General features: G+C 35.3%; 16 protein-coding genes. 5 read left to right on the top strand and 11 right to left on the bottom strand.

All coding sequences use genetic code 11. The features are described from left to right. Positions 1-20: 20 nt before the first annotated feature. The 4 genes from AC4BB2_RS02585 to AC4BB2_RS02570 form a co-directional block, all read right to left on the bottom strand. Entirely contained in the window at positions 21-542 is a 522-nt protein-coding gene (locus tag AC4BB2_RS02585) for a pyrophosphohydrolase domain-containing protein (protein ID WP_490473893.1), read from the bottom strand. Positions 543-643: 101 nt separating this feature from the next. Beyond that, complete coding sequence (locus AC4BB2_RS02580; protein ID WP_490473892.1) at positions 644-1483, bottom strand: Cof-type HAD-IIB family hydrolase; 840 nt, start codon at positions 1481-1483, stop codon at positions 644-646. Between the two features lie 37 nt (positions 1484-1520). Further along, complete coding sequence (locus AC4BB2_RS02575; RefSeq protein WP_490473891.1) at positions 1521-2354, bottom strand: DUF72 domain-containing protein; 834 nt, start codon at positions 2352-2354, stop codon at positions 1521-1523. A 150-nt stretch (positions 2355-2504) separates the two neighbouring features. Further along, on the bottom strand, positions 2505-3245 hold the full coding sequence (locus AC4BB2_RS02570) for an acyl-ACP thioesterase domain-containing protein (protein ID WP_490473890.1): 741 nt from the start codon (positions 3243-3245) through the stop codon (positions 2505-2507). Between the two features lie 443 nt (positions 3246-3688). Here AC4BB2_RS02570 and AC4BB2_RS02565 point away from each other — a divergent pair, with 443 nt between their 5' ends. The 3 genes from AC4BB2_RS02565 to AC4BB2_RS02555 all read left to right on the top strand — a co-directional run bounded on the left by AC4BB2_RS02565 (position 3689) and on the right by AC4BB2_RS02555 (position 6417). Then, positions 3689-4534 carry a helix-turn-helix domain-containing protein gene (locus tag AC4BB2_RS02565; protein WP_490473889.1) on the top strand — a complete coding sequence of 282 codons (846 nt, stop codon included), beginning with the start codon at positions 3689-3691 and terminating at the stop codon, positions 4532-4534. Positions 4535-4751: 217 nt separating this feature from the next. Further along, positions 4752-5336, top strand: coding sequence for a lytic polysaccharide monooxygenase (locus AC4BB2_RS02560; RefSeq protein ID WP_490473888.1), 585 nt, complete (start codon positions 4752-4754; stop codon positions 5334-5336). Between the two features lie 31 nt (positions 5337-5367). Further along, on the top strand, positions 5368-6417 hold the full coding sequence (locus tag AC4BB2_RS02555; RefSeq protein WP_490473887.1) for a glycosyl hydrolase family 18 protein: 1050 nt from the start codon (positions 5368-5370) through the stop codon (positions 6415-6417). A 100-nt stretch (positions 6418-6517) separates the two neighbouring features. Here AC4BB2_RS02555 and AC4BB2_RS02550 read toward each other — a convergent pair whose 3' ends face one another. From AC4BB2_RS02550 to AC4BB2_RS02540, 3 genes are all read right to left on the bottom strand, one after another. Next, entirely contained in the window at positions 6518-6832 is a 315-nt protein-coding gene (locus AC4BB2_RS02550) for a DMT family transporter (RefSeq protein WP_490473886.1), read from the bottom strand. Continuing rightward, positions 6829-7164, bottom strand: a complete 336-nt coding sequence (locus AC4BB2_RS02545) for a DMT family transporter (protein WP_490473885.1) — start codon at positions 7162-7164, stop codon at positions 6829-6831. The genes AC4BB2_RS02550 and AC4BB2_RS02545 overlap by 4 nt, the downstream gene beginning before the upstream one ends. A 669-nt stretch (positions 7165-7833) precedes the next feature. Next, complete coding sequence (locus AC4BB2_RS02540; RefSeq protein WP_490473884.1) at positions 7834-9162, bottom strand: C1 family peptidase; 1329 nt, start codon at positions 9160-9162, stop codon at positions 7834-7836. Between the two features lie 143 nt (positions 9163-9305). On the opposite strand from AC4BB2_RS02540, the gene AC4BB2_RS02535 reads away from it, so the two are divergent. Together AC4BB2_RS02535 and AC4BB2_RS02530 are read left to right on the top strand one after the other, a co-directional pair. Beyond that, positions 9306-9680: a GntR family transcriptional regulator gene (locus AC4BB2_RS02535; protein ID WP_490473883.1), complete on the top strand. Its 375-nt coding sequence runs from the start codon at positions 9306-9308 to the stop codon at positions 9678-9680. 14 nt (positions 9681-9694) lie between these two features. After that, positions 9695-11077, top strand: a complete 1383-nt coding sequence (locus AC4BB2_RS02530) for a hypothetical protein (RefSeq protein ID WP_490473882.1) — start codon at positions 9695-9697, stop codon at positions 11075-11077. A 167-nt stretch (positions 11078-11244) separates the two neighbouring features. Here the strand turns inward: AC4BB2_RS02530 and dagF are convergent, their stop codons facing one another. The 4 genes from dagF to AC4BB2_RS02510 all read right to left on the bottom strand — a co-directional run bounded on the left by dagF (position 11245) and on the right by AC4BB2_RS02510 (position 14796). Continuing rightward, on the bottom strand, positions 11245-11988 hold the full coding sequence (gene dagF / locus AC4BB2_RS02525; protein WP_490473048.1) for a 2-dehydro-3-deoxy-phosphogluconate aldolase: 744 nt from the start codon (positions 11986-11988) through the stop codon (positions 11245-11247). Between the two features lie 29 nt (positions 11989-12017). Beyond that, positions 12018-13109: a DgaE family pyridoxal phosphate-dependent ammonia lyase gene (locus tag AC4BB2_RS02520; RefSeq protein ID WP_490473881.1), complete on the bottom strand. Its 1092-nt coding sequence runs from the start codon at positions 13107-13109 to the stop codon at positions 12018-12020. 101 nt (positions 13110-13210) lie between these two features. Then, on the bottom strand, positions 13211-14047 hold the full coding sequence (locus AC4BB2_RS02515; protein WP_490473880.1) for a PTS system mannose/fructose/sorbose family transporter subunit IID: 837 nt from the start codon (positions 14045-14047) through the stop codon (positions 13211-13213). Then, on the bottom strand, positions 14047-14796 hold the full coding sequence (locus tag AC4BB2_RS02510; RefSeq protein WP_490473879.1) for a PTS mannose/fructose/sorbose/N-acetylgalactosamine transporter subunit IIC: 750 nt from the start codon (positions 14794-14796) through the stop codon (positions 14047-14049). The genes AC4BB2_RS02515 and AC4BB2_RS02510 overlap by 1 nt, the downstream gene beginning before the upstream one ends. Positions 14797-14801 lie beyond the last annotated feature (5 nt).

The raw sequence follows: 14801 nt of genomic DNA, 5'->3' as shown, positions 1-14801 counted from the left end.
TTAGCTCTTTTTTAATATTTTCAATTCGTTTCAGCAGCTTTTTTTTGACGTTCCAACTCTGCTTTAATCTTTGTTTCTGGTGCAAAATCGGCTTCCCAATTATCTGGTTTCAAGACTTTATGAGTCACTGGATGATAATGTGGGGTTCCATCTGGAAAGAGTTTTCCCATGTTTGCTTCATGGACAATAGAAAAAATTTCTGTAGGATCCACACCTAATAAAGAAAATGAACCATAAGTAAAATACAATAAATCAATTAAGGCATCTACTTGGTCAACCAAAGGATCAGTTACTTCTTTTTGCTTCTTAAGAACCTTTTCTTCAGCTTGATCAACAGATTCTTTTAATTGCGTTACTAATTCTTTAAATGTAGCTGGATCATTATTCGCTGCTCCATATAAAAATTCTACTAATTCTTCTGCTTTAAATCCAGCTCGATCAGCTGCTTGTTTAGCTGAAAATCGTGTTGGAATTTGAGGTTTCCTGTTGTCGAATTGCTTGTGAAATGCTTCTGTTTTTTCAAATGGATTATCAATTTTCATTGGATTCCTCCTAAATTTAAAAGCTAAATAGGCTCTTTCGTCTTGACTGAAAAATAGAAATATATGTGCATGCAATTTTTGACACAATCCGATGGTTGAAACTAGTTAATAACACCATAGTGCATCAACGCATGATAAATCCCATCTTCTCCACTATTTTTCGTCACGTACTTCGCCGCTTTTTTGATTTCTTCCTCCGCATTGCCCATTGCTACACCAATACCAACACCGCTTAACATTTCTAAATCATTCCAACTATCACCAAAAGCCATCACTTCTTGTAAAGAAATATCAAAATAATCTGCACATTTTTGAATGCCTACAAGCTTTGACCCACCTATTGGAATAATATCCACAGTATATGGATTTGAACGTGTCAAATGACAATCTGGTAATCTTTCTTTTAAAAACGCAGTCTCTGATGTAGGACTTAAAAGTACACATTGATAAATCGGCTCTTTTAAAATATCAAGTTCACGATATCGTTGTTCTTTCCTATGAATAGAAAATCGACTAATCAAATTTTTGGTAATGTTTGTAGGAAAATGTTTCGGTAAAAAACGGACTATTTTTTTCGCCCATTTGTTTTGTCCAAAGCGCATTAATGAACTACCTTCTAGACTTCGTCTACTGCCAAACATAATTTGACGGTGATAACGATCAGAAAAAGAAACAATTCTATTCAGTGTTTCCTCAGCGAAAGCTTCACTTCTAATCGTTGTTTCTTTGGTATAAACTAATTGACCATTGTAGGTAACAAAAACATCAAAATTCATCTCATCAATTTGCTGATTTAAGTGAACTGGTCCTCGACCCGTTGCTATACCGCAGATGATTCCTTTTGCTTGGGCTTTGGCGATTGCTTGTTTCGTTGATTCCAAAGCCTTAGCATTGTTATTCACCAATGTACCGTCGATATCGAAGAAAATTGCTTTTATCATAGTATTCCTTTCCTTGTTTAACCTACTATTTTTATGTTTAAAATAAACCCATTTGTTTTGGATTCAAATTCTCATATTCTATGTTTAATGCAGCTTTCATTTCCAATAGATTGCCTGCTGCATCACCCCCGGAGTTATTATTAAAGATCACGCCAACTTCATTTGTTTCACGAGCTAATTTCTCGACTGCTTCACTTAGATCCGCAATTTCTTCTGAATTATAGCGGTAGAGGGTTCTTTTTTTACGCCAATCCTTATCATTTGCCATCCAACCTGCAGCATTTCGTCCATGAAATCTGAATAACGTAAATTGGTCATTTGTTGCAAATGGGAAAAACGGAACTGGATTGGTTGGGATTTGTGGTTCATCAACAACAACCAGTGCAAACTCGTTGTTTTTCATAAATGATAATGTTTGCTTGATATATTTTTCTGTATACCAAGAACCATTTCGCAATTCTATCGCAACAGGAACTCCTGTAAACCACTGGCGAATCTTTTCCAAGTACTGAACATTTTCTTTTGTACAACTAAATGTTCCAGAAAATTGAACTAGAAACGTAAAAAGTTTGCCACTTTCGATCATTGGCAGCATGCTGGTCAAAAATGCCTCAACCATTTCTTCCTCGTTTTGATAATACTGCTGCCATTCACCTTGACAACTAATGCCGCTATAAACCTTCATAACAAAGCGAAACCCATCTGGAACCGCCTTCACCCATTCTCTCACAGAATCTTGTCTTGGAATCCCGTAATAGGCTGTGTCCATCTCAACTAGAGGTAAATATCCAGCGTATTCATATAATGTCGAACGCTTTTTTCCGGTTAATTTATCATGCTCGTTAAATGAAGTTAAACCTAATCGAATCATCACATATTTTCCTTTCTATTTTTATCCAACTACTATCTATGTATGGAGCATTTGACTGACAGTTTCTACTTTTATTTTATAATAAAAAAGATCAAGACAAAACAAAAAGTTGTCTCGATCTTAAAATAAAAGCTATTTTAAACGAATTAGTTACTCGCTTTTTTTCCATTTCATATTTGCTTCACAATAGATTTGGCCATCAATTCGAATTTCATGACGTGTTACTTTGCCTTCTGCAGTGTCGAGCATATCATAGTGACTTTCTACTACTTGACCATATTCAACCTCTTTATCGAATTTTACATTGATAAATGTCGGCTCATTTGTGCTTAAAAAATCATAACCTAAAACATCCAGTAGCCAGTTAAAGTAGATAGCGTTGTTGACATGTTGGTTTCCGTCAATATCAAAATAACGTACGCGATACGGTAAAAATTCACCATTTTCAACTTTTTCGATTTTTTCCCCACGATAAATTTTATTGATTTTTTCACTTTCATATGGCTCAATAATTTCAGGCAATACGCTACTCATTTTTCGATTCTCTCTATCCATTAAGACAAATGTAGCCTTGATTAATACACATTCATTACCTTGTTCGTCATGAATCCAAAAGTTCCGATAACAGAAGTATTTATTATAAGCCATTGCTTGGGTCGTTATAGCGATATTTTCTCCAACCTTGGGTAAACGAGTAATATGAATTTCATAATTGGTAATGACCCAGCCCAGACCAAACGAAGCAACAAAATCAGCCCCTCTATCTAAGTCATCACTCTGTTCTTCTGAAGTTTTAATGACTACTGCCAACATAGATGGAATCGTCATTTTTCTGGTAATATCGCCATCATAATAGGCTACTTCGTAAGGGGTTGTAAATTTTTTTGCCACGGGATCTCCTCCTTTTTGACTTGCATAACTGTTTAAATTATACCATAACATGCTAAATTGATGAGAAAAAAATAAGCCATTTTTATACTATTACAAATCAGGATATGATTGCTATTTTTTATATGTAAATGTTTTTTTTACATATTTTTCTTATCTAAATTAGCATTTTTCATATATAATAAAAAAACTTTTCAAGTCCAAAGAGTAAATAACTCTGGTTTTGAAAAGTTTTCCCGCTCCACCTATTTGTTAAAAAAAAAACTCTATTCACTAATTTTTTCACACTATACGTGCCCAGTATTACCGTAGACAATCACTTCATTCAATAGATTTAAAAGCGTTTCCATCGTTATCCCTCCAAAAAATTAGTTGATTCTAAAACGATAATACCATACTATTATATAAAACTAGAACTATAACGCTTAAAAATAGAGGGGAAATATATGAAAATCAAAGGAGACATCATACGTTTAGCAAGAAAACAAAAAAAATTGTCGCAAGTCACTTTAGCCGCCGGAATTTGTACGCAGGGAACTGTTAGTAATATCGAGAATAAAAACGTCTGCGATAGCCTTGAGATCCTTGATGCCATTTGCAAAAGATTAAACCTCAGTCTTGAAAGTGTATTAGATGATAACGATGAAAAAAAGTTAACTTCTTTATTGAACCACGTGGAAGAATTATGTAATACATTTAAGCACAAAGAAGCTCATTCAATTTTGAAAGAAAGCACAATTGATGTTGCTGACTTCCAAAATAAAGAGTTGGAAGTTCGCTGGTTCTATTTTATGGGAATTACTAACTTACTTGGTTTCAACAATACAACAGATAGTCTATTTTACTTTTATCGTGCTGATGAACTTGGAGATTCAAATTCTATTTATGCTATTCTTTCTGTCAATAGTTTAGGGATTGTTTATGAAATGGCCAATGAATTAGATAAAGCACAAGTTTATTATGAAAAATCAATTGATATGTTGAAAAAAATGACTATTAAAATGCCTATTGAAGCGACCAAAATCTTCTTTAATACAGCTAAATTTTATTCGTTGATTAAAAATTATGCAACAGCATTTGATTTAGCTTCAGAAGGAATGGCTTTAAATAGATCTTATCAATCATTATATATGTTGGATCTTTTAGCCTATGAAGCAGCCTTCAATGATTTTATGAAATCACCAAACCTAACAGTACCTGATTTTAACAGTGCCAAAGTTTTTGCAACCTTTAATAATAATCATAGCTTATTAAAAGTGATTGCCAAAGATGAGAAATCACTGGTTCGTTAACATTAATTTTTTTATAGCAGTCATTGATTAGGAGAACCCAACCCACCTCTTCCTAATTAATGGCTTCTTTTGGCAGAATAAAAATCATCTTTATTAGCAGACTCTTCCCTCTAAAATTATTATTTAAAAAATAGTTGCATATCATTTGAATAATGTAAAACAGCATGTTACATTACGGTTGTAAGCGCTACAAAAAAATACTTTAGGAGGAATCACAATGAAAAAAGTAATGCTGAAAACAGTACTTACACTTGGTTTACTAGTAGGAGGTTTATCGATTTCATCAACTATTACACATGCTCACGGATATGTTTCATCGCCAGGGAGTCGTGCGTACTTTGGCAGTAGCCAAGGTGGAAAAATAAATAAAAACGTTGGTCGTGCAGAGTGGGAACCTCAAAGTATCGAAACAACTAAAAATACATTTATTCCAGGAAAATTAGCTAGTGCTGGTGTCAGTGGATTTGACCCATTAGATGTTCAGACAGCAGATCGTTGGTATAAATCTGATATTACAACCGGCCCACTTTTACTCAACTGGACATTGACAGCTCGCCACAGAACATCAACATGGGATTACTATATGACAAAACAAGGCTGGAATCCAAATCAACCACTAGATATCAAGAATTTTGATTTAATTGGTCGAGTAGATGACAAAGCGACAATTCCTGAAGCATCAGTCAGTCATACAATTACTGTTCCAAGTGACCGCAAAGGTTATCATGTGATTTACGCTGTTTGGAATGTTTACGATACAACAAATGCTTTTTATCAAGCAATCGACGTCAACGTAAAATAACATATAACTTAAACTCAAAGGAGCAGTATATATGAAAATCAAACAATTGATTCCTAGCTTTTTATTACTTTCTGGCGTGATTGCCGGAGCTTTCCTTGCAACTTCAACTGTTGAAGCGGCTGATTCTGCTAGTGAGATGGTCAGTGTAGCCAATAAAAAAGTTCTTGTCGGTTATTGGCATAACTGGGAATCTAAAGGAAAAGACGGATATAAACAGGGAACATCAGCAAACGTTTCATTGTCTGAAGTTAATAAAGCCTATAATGTTGTTCCCGTGTCATTTATGAAAAGTGACGGTGTGAGTCGAATACCTACATTTGCTCCATATAACAAAACAGATGCCGCTTTCCGCCAAGATGTTGCTTTACTAAATGGTCAAGGGCGAGCTGTTCTACTTGCTTTAGGCGGAGCTGACGCTCATATTCAATTACAAAAAGGCGATGAACAAGCCTTTGCTGATGAAATCATTCGTCAAGTGGAAACCTATGGATTTGACGGACTTGATATTGACTTAGAACAGTCTGCCATTACAGCCGGAGATAATCAAACAGTTATTCCTTCTGCTTTAAAAAAGGTCAAAGACTATTACAAAGCACAAGGGAAGAATTTCATCATTACCATGGCTCCTGAATTTCCTTATTTAAAACCAGGGGGTGCATATGAAAAGTACATTACTTCTTTAGCGGGTTATTATGATTACATTGCACCGCAATTATATAATCAAGGTGGAGATGGTGTATGGGTAGATGAAATCAATAAATGGATCCCTCAAAGTAATGATGCTATGAAGTATGAGTTTCTCTATTATATGTCTGATTCAATGATTCACGGCTCACGGACATTCTTGAAGATTCCAAATGACAAATTAGTGCTTGGACTTCCAGCTAATGTTGATGGTGCCGGCAGCGGCTATGTGATTGATCCAAGCGCTGTCTATAAAGCGCTTGATCAGTTAGCTAAAGATGGAAATCCAATCAAAGGTTTGATGACTTGGTCTGCTAATTGGGATGTCGGTACAAACGCAGGCGGTGTCTCTTACAATAATGAATTTGCAACTAGATATGTACGTATTCTACAATAAATAATGAAAGAAGAGCCGAAATCTTAAAAGATTTCAGCTCTTCTTTCATTTATTATCCCCTGCTGATTATCAATAACGCTTCTACACGTATTATTAAGTCTTACCCGATTAGTTTCAATCCAATCACTGACGCTAAAATTACTCCAATAAAAACGATTCTACGCCAATCTTTAGATTCTCCATAAAAAATCATCCCTAAAATAGCTCCTCCAGCGGCACCAATACCGGTCCAAATGGCATAAGATACGCCCATAGGCAAAACCTTCATTGCTAAATAAAGGAAAATGAAACTACTTCCAAAGGTAAGAAATAACAAAAATAAAGATTTTTTATCTTTGTTTGTATTGAAACGATTAATTGATCCGACCCCTAACATTTCAAAAACACCTGCAATAATTAAAAATAACCAACTCATTTTTGTTTCGCTCCTTTCTCACCAGTCACAAATTTTAGTCCCATAACGCCAATCAACAAGACCGCAATCAATAAGATTTTAGAAATTTTAAATTCTTCGCCAAAGAATAATATCCCTGTAATCACTGTCCCTGCTGTACCTAGACCAACAAATACTGCATATGCCGTCCCTACAGGTAGCGTCTCTCCTGATTGAATCAAAGCGTAAAAACTGATGAAAATAAATATAATTGTGAGTAAAATTTCCCACCAAGTCGTACTATGTTTCATACCAATAACCCATAATACTTCGAAAAATGCACCAATCATTAATTTTATCCAATCCTTGTTCATATAAAATCCTCCTTAAATTTAAAAGCTCAGCGTGCTAGCCCTTGAAGCTAGTTACAAAACAAATAAAAAAGTGTCAATCAACAATTCTATCTACGGCCTAAGAATTGTTGATTCACACTTATAAAGATACGCAACCGGCGTTGCCTATCAAAAGTTATTTTATTTAATTTTATTTTGTTACATAAGCTATTTTTATCTTACTCCATAATCAACTATTTTTCAATAGGAGAAGAAAATTTTTTATTAAATAAAATTTAATAAAAAAATTACTTCTTCTATATCAGATTATTCACTACTTTATAGCAATCTAAATATCTCACAATTCACTCTTTTTACTATTAATTTTTCTCATTATTTTTGATTAAAATTATTTTATTATGTACTAAAGATTATTTTGACCAAATAATTTCTGAAATTTACGCATCATGATTTTGTAAATCTAATCAACATATGATACACTTACTTTATCAAAAAAAGATTCCAAGTGAATCGGTTAACGTTGATATTACTTACTTTAGGCGGTAGTAATGTCAGCGTCTTTCTTTTTTCACACAAATTATAATAGAGCTAAATCTTTTTGAAAACAACCATATACTTCAGGTAAAAATCATCCATCTTATAAAAGATAGAAAAATAAACGTTATTAAACAAGTAGTATAATGTTTTTTTCTAAGCCAACGCACCCATTGGATCCCAAGGAGCTAAAACTGTTGGCTCTTGTTTCCACACTTCTTGTAATTCTGATGATAAAAACTCTTTACGAACAACTATTTGATACGTATACTCATCCATCCAAGCATCACTCATCACAAAAAATCCTTTATCGCCGACTTTTTCACCCCAGCTATTTTCTACTTTCCATTTGGTTGACTCTCCATCAATCAAATCTACTCCTGTTAAAACCATCGCATGTGTCATTAAACTTTCACCAAAATCTAAACGTTGTGCTTTCGTCATCGTAAAATCGATATCGAATAAATCATTCATATCATATGCGTCTAAGGACATAATCCCGCTGTCTCTTGTAGAAGATTGACCAACATCACAACCAAACCAAACAGATTCACCTTGTTCCATCTGAGCTATGGCTAATTTTTTGAATGTTGTCATATCTACATTGATATACTTCACTTCTTTTCCACCCACAACATTGCCTAACATTTCTACAGTGTATGTTCGATTATACGGTTTGTCTTTTGTTGGTGCATTAATCACACTTACGTAGTCATTAAGATCCACACCAACATATTTTTCATAAAACGTTTGTGGTGTTAAGTTTTGATCTAAGTGGTAATTTTTTTCCTCATCACGATACTCAAAATCGAATGTTTCAGGTGGTGTGCCTAAAGAAATCGCTAAAAAGTTATAGATTTCGCCTAGCATTGTTTCTTTCGCTGTTTGAATTTCTTCAGATGTTTTTCCGCTAACGACTAACTCACGTAAAATCGTTGCGTCTTTTCTTAATTTTTTATTTAAGTAATTGTTTAAATCTCTAGAATTGGAGCTGTTGCTACTTTCTGGCATAGCTGTTTTCGGTACAACGCCATATTTTTGGAAAATAGAAACAATCATATCCCATTGTCCACCATCTTGTTGAGGTGTCGCTAGTAAGAATGCCACTTTTCTACTATCTAATTCTTCACTAGCTGTTGCAATAATATTCTCATAGAAATAGTTTGATTTTTCATATTTATCCCAAAAAAATGTATAGTTTTGAGAAAGTTCGAAGTCTTTTAAATTAAAGCTGTTGATCATTTTGTGTCTAAATGTGTTCAAGGCTGCAAACATCCAACAACGTCCGCTTTGTTTTTGGTTGGCTACTTTTCCAGTCGTGATATCCACTGAAAATACAGGAACATTGTTTACTTCAGCACTTTGATTTTGCCCAGATGCCGTAATTCCATTTTTGACAACGCTTCGTTGTAGGGCGTTTTGTTTGTTGTTTCCCATAAATGTATCGTGAAATTTTTTGGTAACTGTTGGTTCAATTATTGACATATTTATTCATCCTTTCGCTCATAACATTTCTTTTCCATTATATGCCTGAATTTTCAATCCCTCAAGCTTTTAGCAAATATAATTCGCTATTTTGCATCACCTGTATTAATATATATAATACAAAGCACAAAAGAGGTGATCTCATGTTATTAGAAATAGATAGTCAGAGTCAAATACCTATTTATCAACAGATTTGCAATCAACTTATTCTTGGAATTGCTGAAAAAAAACTAAAACCTGCCGAAATTCTCCCTTCTGTTCGACAAATGGCAGATGAAATTGGGGTGAATATGATGACTGTTTCAAAAGCCTATACATTATTGAAACAAGATGGTTATATTTTAACCGATCGCCGTAATGGGACAACAGTGGCTGAAGAACAAGAACTAAATCCAATATTTCAAGAAAAATTTACAAAAGACTTGGAACTATTATTAGCTGAAGCCTCCATTCATCAACTTTCAGAAAGAGAAGTACAAGAAAAAGTCAGACTGATTTATAAAAAATTTGAACAGTAAAAGGGGTGTTGAAAATGAATTTTTTTCTATATTTATTATTAATTGGTATTGGTTTTTTAATGGCATTTTCAGGAAGAATACCTGCCAATCCACATAAAAATGTTGTTTTAGAAACGACTTTACCCAAAGACAAACTTCAAGACAAACAAGTTCTGAAAGTAAGGATAACCTATAAAAAAAGATTGCTTCAATTGGCCTCTTCCTTTATTATTATCGCTTTACCGATTTTAGCGATTCCCTATGATTCTTTGACTCTTATTTATTTTCTGGCGATATTTATTATTTTTATTGGCACGTTTCATTATCTAGAAATCGTGTATATTCGTAAAATGACCGCAGTAAAAGTAAAGAATAATTGGTTGTTGCCTACAAGTCCGATTTTAGTAGATACCACACTGGTTGCAAATAAAAACCGTAAATTGATCTCTATTTGGTGGTTTTTACCAAGTATTTTGCTTACTCTTTCAGGTTGTATTTATTCTCTTAAAACACTTGGTTTGGCTAATGGTACTTGGATATTATGCGTTGTTTCGATTCTAACAACTAGCATGTTTTTACTTTTCTATTATTTTATCGCCCGTTTTCCAGTCAAACCATTAACAAGCGATAATACCATCAATCAAAAAGTAAATGACCAAATGCGTCATCACTGGTCCGTTCTAATGGCTGCTTTAGGATTAGTTATGAGTTCCTTAGCCTTTATGCCTGCTATTACGGTTACGATTCCTTATGAAAAGATGATGGTGTTCTCAATTGTTTATGCCGTAATTATTCTTGGATTTGTGGTTTTTACATTTTACTATTTATTCTCGGCTAGAAAAAAACAAGATCAGCTGATTTCAATGGCAAAAGAATATCGTTATAGCGATGAAGATCAATTTTGGAAATATGCAATTTATATAAACCCAAATGATAAACGAATTTTTATCCCTGATCGTGTAGGAATGAATATTACAATAAATTTAGGCCTGCTTTCTGGTAAAATAATCATGGGGATCACGGGAATTTCGGTTTTAATCGCATTGGTTGCAGCCAGTGTTCCTTTATTGATTGGTGATTTTTCAGCAAATCCATTTCAATTATCGACTTCCAGCAATGGTATTTCTCTATCTGCGCCGTTAACTCAACCTAGGAAAATCGATTGGAACGAGATTGAATCTGCTGAACTGGTAGATAAATTGCCTAAAGATAGAGTTAAAGTATACGGTACAGCGACAGAGAATTATTTAACAGGAGAATTTCAAGTCAATAGTGAGCCTGCCTATCTGCTTGTATTTGAAAATAGAAAACCGATTTTGGAAATAAGAACTAAAGACAAAACCTACTTTTATACAAATAAAGATAATCGATTAACTAAAAAGTACTATCAGGAAATCAAAGAGGTTCTTAGTAAATAAAAATAAGTTAGGAAAAGTGATTGAGCTTTTCCTAACTTATTTTCTTTATTTTTCTCTAGCTTCACGAGCTTGTACTTCGGAAAAAAGACAAAACTTGATTGCGGCAGAAAGCGCCACAGTCAAGTTTTCCTATTTTTCTGTCCGTGCTGAACCAGCTCATTCAGCTTTTATTTTTTCAATGTATTTTTCATCATCCCAAGCAACGTTTTCACATCTTCTGGTCTGGTATCTCCTGTTGTTGAATCGATAATTGAGCTGTAGACGTGTGGAATGATTTTCTTCACCCCGGCATCCACTGCGATTTGCACGATTTCTTCAAAGTTTTCTAGATCAATGCCTCCTGTTGGTTCTAGGTAGAAATCATATTTGGCACAAGCCTTTGCCACTGCTTTGTATTCTTCGATATGAGCTAAGCCTTTCATTGGGAAAAACTTGATCGAACTGCCTCCCATATCTTGCAATAAACGAATTGCTGTTTCAATCGTCACTTCTCCTGCTGGTGTTTGTGAGCTTAGTGGTCCAGTTGCGATGTTTACGATGCCTACTTTTCCTGTTGGTGAAACTAATCCGTTTACAATGGTGTCATTTTGTCCTAATAACGCGCGAGAAGTCCCTACACCTGTGAAGACTTGGTTCACATGTTGCGGTTGTAATTCTTTTGAGATTCTTGATACCATTTGGCTTTGATTGGGATCTCCGGCTCCTAGCCCAACGGATAAGGCATTGTTGGTTTCAGCGGCGTATTTTTTCATCGCTTCGATTGCGGCTTCATCCGTTGGATAGTTTTTCGAAAGAACGCCTAGTACGATATGGCCTTCTGCGGCTTCATAACAGTCTTTCGCATTTTCTACTGAGTTGGCTAAAACATTTAAACAGATACGGTTTTCTAAATAATTTGGTGTTAATGACATGATTGGTTCACTCCTATTTTCTCTTTTTTTTAATTCATGATCGCAGTTAAGCGTGTCACGATTTTCTTCATTTCTGCTTCGTTTACGGAACGGATATCAAATTCAATGATCCCATTGTTGGCTTGGTATTCTCTAGTGTAAATTGCTGGACTCTCCGCTTTCAGTTCTTTAATCACTTCTTTCGCTGATTTTGAGCCATTAACTTTGATACTTCCTCGGTAAATATCTCTTCCGGCGCCATCTTGAACGACTTTGGCTTCAATATTTTGGATTTGGTTTAGATTTGTGATAAATGGGGCTAGTCGTTCTTTCATGGACTCTCCTGATTCACTGCCATTTTTCACATAATCTTCTACTGCTTGAGTAAAGCCTAGAATGTTGTCTTTTCCGATCTTCATAGCACGACCGATCCCTTTGCCTTGAAGGCGAATCCATTCGATGTAGGCTTTTTTACCAATTACCAGTCCCGCACTTGGGCCTTCGATTGCTTTAGCTCCGCTGTAAATGACCAAATCAGCGCCTGCTTCGATGTATTTAAATAACTCTTCTTCCGCTGCGGCATCAACAATCAACGGAACGTTATACTTTTTGGCAATCGTTGCGGCTTCTTCCACGCTTAACATACTTTTTTGAACGGTATGGTGGCTTTTGATATACAGAATAGCGGCTGTTTGATCCGTAATCATCATTTCAATGTGTTCTGGCGAACACATATTAGCGTAACCAGCTTCTACAACTTGTCCGCCGCCTTGTTCCACCATCACTTCAACAGGTGTACCGTAATCTACATTATGCCCTTTTGGCAGGATGATTTCACGTTTCGTGATTTTTTCTGTATATGGATGATAGGCGTGATAAGTGGATCCTTCACCGATTAAGGCTGCGACACTTTGCGCGATGCCGGCAGAAGCAGAAGAAACGACTTGAGCCTCTTCCACCTTTAATAGATTGGCTAAGTAGGCGCCTGTTTGCTTGCTTAGCTCGCTCATTTCAAAGAAATGTTCCCCACCGAATTTTTGTGCGGCTAAGACATTTTCAGAAACTTTCGATACACCTAAAATCGTCATTCTTCCTGAGGCATTGATGACTTCTTTTAGGTTGAATTTTTCATAACTATCCATTATTCCTTCACCTCTTTTTAAACATTATAACATTATACAGTCAGTTGTAAAGTTGAAGAAAGAGGATGAGATTTTCATTTATCTCAACCTCTTTTTCATTTTTATAAAAGTCCTAAGAATGAACCAATGATACTAACAGCCACAATAGTTCCAATAATTATTCCATATCTAGGTCCTTTTTTGACCATATAGAAATAAATCAAGAATACGGCTGTTAACGGTAAAATCCCTCGCATGATTTGATCTAAGATATCTTGAACGACAATCGTTGCACCACCAGAAACATGGAATTTCATCGGACTTGCAATATTCACGTAGCTTGCAGATAAAGCGCCCATCATCATCATTCCAAGAACATTAGCACCATAAATTACTTGCTTGATTTTACCATCTTTTAACAGCGCCATAATCGAATTTCGACCTAAGGTGTATGACTTGTTAATCAATCCCCAACTAATATACATGGTTAAAACGGTATAAATCACTAAAGGGCCTAATCCTCCCATGATGCTGCCGTTTTTAGCAATCGGAATGAAAATTGAAATAATCAATGGCATAATCGCAGCCCAAACAATAGAATCTCCAATACCAGCTAATGGTCCCATCAAACCTGTTTTAATCGAAGTAATTGCTGAATCACCAATATCTGCACCGTTAGCACGTTCTTCTTCCATTGCCAAAGAAATCCCTTGAATCGACGCACCAATTGTTCCTTCTGTATTAAAGAAAGCTAGATGGCGTTTCAGTGCTTCACGTTGCTCGTCTTCATTATCGGCATATAATTTTTTAACAGCTGGAATCATTGAGGCGCAAAAAATCAAACTTTGCAGTCGCTCATAAGAATTAGATAATTCGCAACCAAGTTGGTAAATCCAAAACGTTTTACTAATTTCTTTTTTCGTTAATTTTTTCTTATTTGTATCTGTTGTATTTTCCACTATGCTTCCCCCTCTTTCAGTGCATTATTTCTCACTAAGAAAGCCACACATGTACCAATGACAGCAACTGCCATTACTTCTGCTCCAAAATACATAACAGCTACGAAACCAATTAAGAAATAAGGAATCAACGTTTTCTTACCGATAACCATAATTGTTAAAGCAAATCCTAATGCCGGCAGTAAACCACCCATCACTTCAAAACCATGCATCAATTTTTCCGGAATAATATTTAAAAGTGTCGTTACCACTGATTGACCAAAGAAGTTCCCAGCAAAAACCAGTGGAAATCGTAATAAGAAACCAACAAGGGCTGGATATAAAAATGCTGCACGGTAAATGCCTTGGTAATTTAAATTTTCTGCATAGTTATCTGCCATATGAACAAATGTTGCATTGACTGTTCTTCTGATTTGATCCATAAATACACCTAAGACTCCAAAGGGAACAGCTAAAGCAATTGCTGCTTCTGCATTCATACCGACACCTAAAGCAATTGGAATAGCAATTGCGGAAGCTAATGCAGGATCACTTGGCACATTCCCACCTGGTGTTGAGGTTACACCTAAATAAACTAACTGGATTCCAGCACCAATCGTCATGGCTTCAGCGATTTTCCCTGTAGCAAGTCCAGCAACCATCGCTGCACATAATGGCTGAGACAACATTCCAGAAAACGTGTAACCAAAGCGTAAGCGGGCAAACCAGTAATACAAGCCCATCGTAATCGAAACACCTAATACACCCATTTTTG

It is taken from the genome of Enterococcus sp. AAFC-DPL-5146, from assembly GCF_058216635.1.
Note: the sequence above shows the minus strand (reverse complement) of the source record. Positions and strands in the feature narration are given on the sequence as shown.

Bases quoted from the DNA above. Each gene is read 5' to 3' on its own strand.
- AC4BB2_RS02585 (WP_490473893.1), bottom strand. From the start codon at position 542: ATGAAAATTGATAATCCATTTGAAAAAACAGAAGCATTTCACAAGCAA.
- AC4BB2_RS02580 (WP_490473892.1), bottom strand. From the start codon at position 1,483: ATGATAAAAGCAATTTTCTTCGATATCGACGGTACATTGGTGAATAAC.
- AC4BB2_RS02575 (WP_490473891.1), bottom strand. From the start codon at position 2,354: ATGATTCGATTAGGTTTAACTTCATTTAACGAGCATGATAAATTAACC.
- AC4BB2_RS02565 (WP_490473889.1), top strand. From the start codon at position 3,689: ATGAAAATCAAAGGAGACATCATACGTTTAGCAAGAAAACAAAAAAAA.
- AC4BB2_RS02560 (WP_490473888.1), top strand. From the start codon at position 4,752: ATGAAAAAAGTAATGCTGAAAACAGTACTTACACTTGGTTTACTAGTA.
- AC4BB2_RS02555 (WP_490473887.1), top strand. From the start codon at position 5,368: ATGAAAATCAAACAATTGATTCCTAGCTTTTTATTACTTTCTGGCGTG.
- AC4BB2_RS02550 (WP_490473886.1), bottom strand. From the start codon at position 6,832: ATGAGTTGGTTATTTTTAATTATTGCAGGTGTTTTTGAAATGTTAGGG.
- AC4BB2_RS02545 (WP_490473885.1), bottom strand. From the start codon at position 7,164: ATGAACAAGGATTGGATAAAATTAATGATTGGTGCATTTTTCGAAGTA.
- AC4BB2_RS02540 (WP_490473884.1), bottom strand. From the start codon at position 9,162: ATGTCAATAATTGAACCAACAGTTACCAAAAAATTTCACGATACATTT.
- AC4BB2_RS02535 (WP_490473883.1), top strand. From the start codon at position 9,306: ATGTTATTAGAAATAGATAGTCAGAGTCAAATACCTATTTATCAACAG.
- AC4BB2_RS02530 (WP_490473882.1), top strand. From the start codon at position 9,695: ATGAATTTTTTTCTATATTTATTATTAATTGGTATTGGTTTTTTAATG.
- dagF (WP_490473048.1), bottom strand. From the start codon at position 11,988: ATGTCATTAACACCAAATTATTTAGAAAACCGTATCTGTTTAAATGTT.
- AC4BB2_RS02520 (WP_490473881.1), bottom strand. From the start codon at position 13,109: ATGGATAGTTATGAAAAATTCAACCTAAAAGAAGTCATCAATGCCTCA.
- AC4BB2_RS02510 (WP_490473879.1), bottom strand. From the start codon at position 14,796: ATGGGTGTATTAGGTGTTTCGATTACGATGGGCTTGTATTACTGGTTT.